Origin of the sequence: Streptomyces sp. NPDC057623, from assembly GCF_042800355.1 — a bacterium.
Taxonomy (GTDB): domain Bacteria; phylum Actinomycetota; class Actinomycetes; order Streptomycetales; family Streptomycetaceae; genus Streptomyces.
Window position 1 is genome coordinate 1 of record NZ_JBHVGZ010000070.1, and the last position, 2,739, is coordinate 2,739.

At 71.5% G+C, this 2,739-nt stretch carries 2 protein-coding genes and 1 pseudogene; 2 read left to right on the top strand and 1 reads right to left on the bottom strand.

Annotation, left to right across the window (positions count from 1 at the left end; all coding sequences use genetic code 11):
* Positions 1–78: 78 nt before the first annotated feature.
* Positions 79–1,488: pseudogene (gene lysX / locus ACFU95_RS41350) on the top strand (bifunctional lysylphosphatidylglycerol synthetase/lysine--tRNA ligase LysX); the annotation flags it as partial.
* 106 nt (positions 1,489–1,594) lie between these two features.
* Entirely contained in the window at positions 1,595–2,449 is an 855-nt protein-coding gene (locus ACFU95_RS41355; protein WP_383839741.1) for a polysaccharide deacetylase family protein, read from the top strand.
* Between the two features lie 60 nt (positions 2,450–2,509).
* On the opposite strand, the gene ACFU95_RS41360 is transcribed toward ACFU95_RS41355, so the two are convergent.
* On the bottom strand, positions 2,510–2,739 hold a 230-nt coding region (locus ACFU95_RS41360; protein ID WP_383839744.1), incomplete at its 5' end, for a sortase domain-bontaining protein.

Here is a 2,739-nt window from a genome sequence, read left to right on the forward strand (position 1 = left end):
GTGTTGACGCGGGGGGGGGGGGGGGGGGGGGTGGGCCACCCCGGGGGGGGTGTGGGTTGGAGGGGGGGTCCCCCCCCCCGCCACCGCACCCTCGACCGGCTGCGCGCCGACGGCGTCGACCCCTACCCGGTCGGCATCCCGGCCCGCACCCACTCCCTCGCCGACGTCCGCGCGGGCGAGCACGTCACGGTCGCCGGCCGGATCATGCTCCTGCGCGACTTCGGCGGCATCGTCTTCGTCGTGCTGCGCGACTGGTCCGGCGACCACCAGCTCGCCCTCACCCGGGGGGACTCGGGCGCCGCCCTCGACCGCTTCACCGCCGACACCGACATCGGCGACCTCATCTCCGCCACCGGCACGGCCGGCGTCAGCGACAAGGGCGAACCGACCGTCTTCGTCACCTCCTGGCAGCTCATCGGCAAGTGCCTGCGCCCCCTGCCCGACAAACGCCGCGGCCTCGCCGACCCCGAGGCCAAGGTCCGCATGCGCTACCTCGACCTGGTCTCCAGCCCCGCCGCCCGCGACGTGGTCCGCGCCCGCTCCACCGCCGTCCAGGCCGTGCGCCAGGGCCTGCTGCAACGGGGCTTCCTGGAGGTCGAGACGCCGGTGCTCCAGCAGATCCACGGCGGCGCCAACGCCCGCCCCTTCACCACCCACATCAACGCCTACGACCTCGACCTGTATCTGCGCATCGCCCCCGAGCTGTTCCTCAAGCGGCTGTGTGTCGGCGGCCTGGAGAAGGTCTTCGAGATGGGCCGCACCTTCCGCAACGAGGGCACCGACTACAAGCACAACCCCGAGTTCACCATCCTGGAGGCCTACCAGGCGTACGCCGACTACGACGTGATGCTCGACCTGGTCCGCGAGCTGATCCAGGGCGCCGCGACCGCCGCCTTCGGCTCACCGCTGGCCCACCAGGACGGCAGGGAGTACGACATCTCCGGGCAGTGGCCGGTCAAGACCGTGTACGGCGCGATCTCCGAGGTGCTGGGCGAGGAGATCGACCCCGACACCGAGCTGCTCCGGCTGCACCGGCACTGCGACCGCGTGGGCGTGCCGTACGTCGCCGACGACGGTCACGGCGACGTCGTCCTGGAGATGTACGAGCGGCTGGTCGAGGAGAGGACCGAGCTGCCCACCTTCTACAAGGACTTCCCGACCGACGTCTCCCCGCTCACCCGCCAGCACCGCACCGACCCGCGCCTCGCCGAGCGCTGGGACCTCGTCGCCTTCGGCACCGAACTCGGCACCGCCTACTCGGAACTCACCGACCCCGTAGAACAGCGCCGCCGCCTCACCGCCCAGTCCCTGCTCGCCGCCGGCGGAGACCCCGAGGCGATGGAACTGGACGAGGACTTCCTCGACGCCCTCGAATACGCCATGCCCCCCACCGGCGGCCTCGGCATCGGCGTCGACCGGCTGGTCATGTTCCTCACCGGCCTGACGATCCGCGAGACCCTGCCGTTCCCCCTGGTACGCCGCCGCTGACGGCGTCCCACAGGGCCGACGGCTGGCTCGACCGCGCGGGTGTATTCGTACCGCCGTACCGGTGTCGTACTGGTGCGTCGGTCGCTCGCCGGGCGACTGATCAGTCATGACGAAGGATCAGTTGCCCACGGGTTCGGTGACGCGACGCCGCGCGCTGCTCGCCGGTGTCGCCGCCGTCGGAGCGGCCGGCAGCGCGGGAATCCTGGCGGCGGTCACGGGCGACGGCGGCAAGCCGGTCCGGGCCGCCGCTCCGGTCGCGGGCCCGCAGGCGCGCCCCGCGCTCAAGCCCTCCACGTACCGCCTCCAGCCCCTGACGGGGTACGGCCCGCCCCGGGCGGCGCCGCGCCGCACCCTTGTACGGCGCGCGCCCCTGCTCCGCGTGTCCGGGCGCGGCCGCACCATGGTGCTGACCTTCGACGACGGACCCGACCCCCGCTACACGCCGTACATCCTGGACACCCTGCGCGAGTACGACGTCCGCGCCATGTTCTTCGTGTGCGGCGAGATGGTCGTCGACAACAAGGAACTCCTGGCCCGGATGGCCGAAGAGGGCCATGTCGTCGGCAACCACACCTGGTCCCACCCGTTGCTCACCCGGCTCAGCCACGACCGGATCCGCAAGGAGATGGAACGCACCAGCGACGTCGTCGAGGAGAGCTACGGCGAACGCCCCGCCTGGTTCCGCGCGCCCTACGGCGCCTGGAACCGCACCGCCTTCCGGCTCGGCGCCGAACTCGGCATGGAACCGCTCGCCTGGACCGTCGACACCCTCGACTGGACCACCCCCGGCACCCACACCATCGTCGACCGGGTCGAGAACGGCGCCGCCCCCGGCGTCGTGGTGCTCTCGCACGACGCCGGGGGCGACCGCTCCCAGAGCGTGCGGGCCCTGCACACCTATCTGCCGCAGCTGCTGGACTCCGGGTATCACGTCACCGTCCCCGAACGCCGGTACAGGTGACAGACCGGCCGCATGGGACCGGCCGCACATGAGGGCTTTCGCCCGCCCGGTCGAGGACGCTCAGCGGACCTCGACCAGGCTGGCGAAAGCGACGACGTTCCCGTCGTAACCACCCTGCTTGGAGAAACCGCCTCCGCAGGTGATGACCCGCAATTCCGCGTTCCCCTTCGAGGCGTACACGCGGTCCCCGGGGAAGTTGTTCTTCTCGAACACCTCGATGCCGTAGATCTCGAAAACGGCCGTCTTTCCGTCCTTGCGGGCGATCTCGACGCGATTGCCCTTCTGCAGGC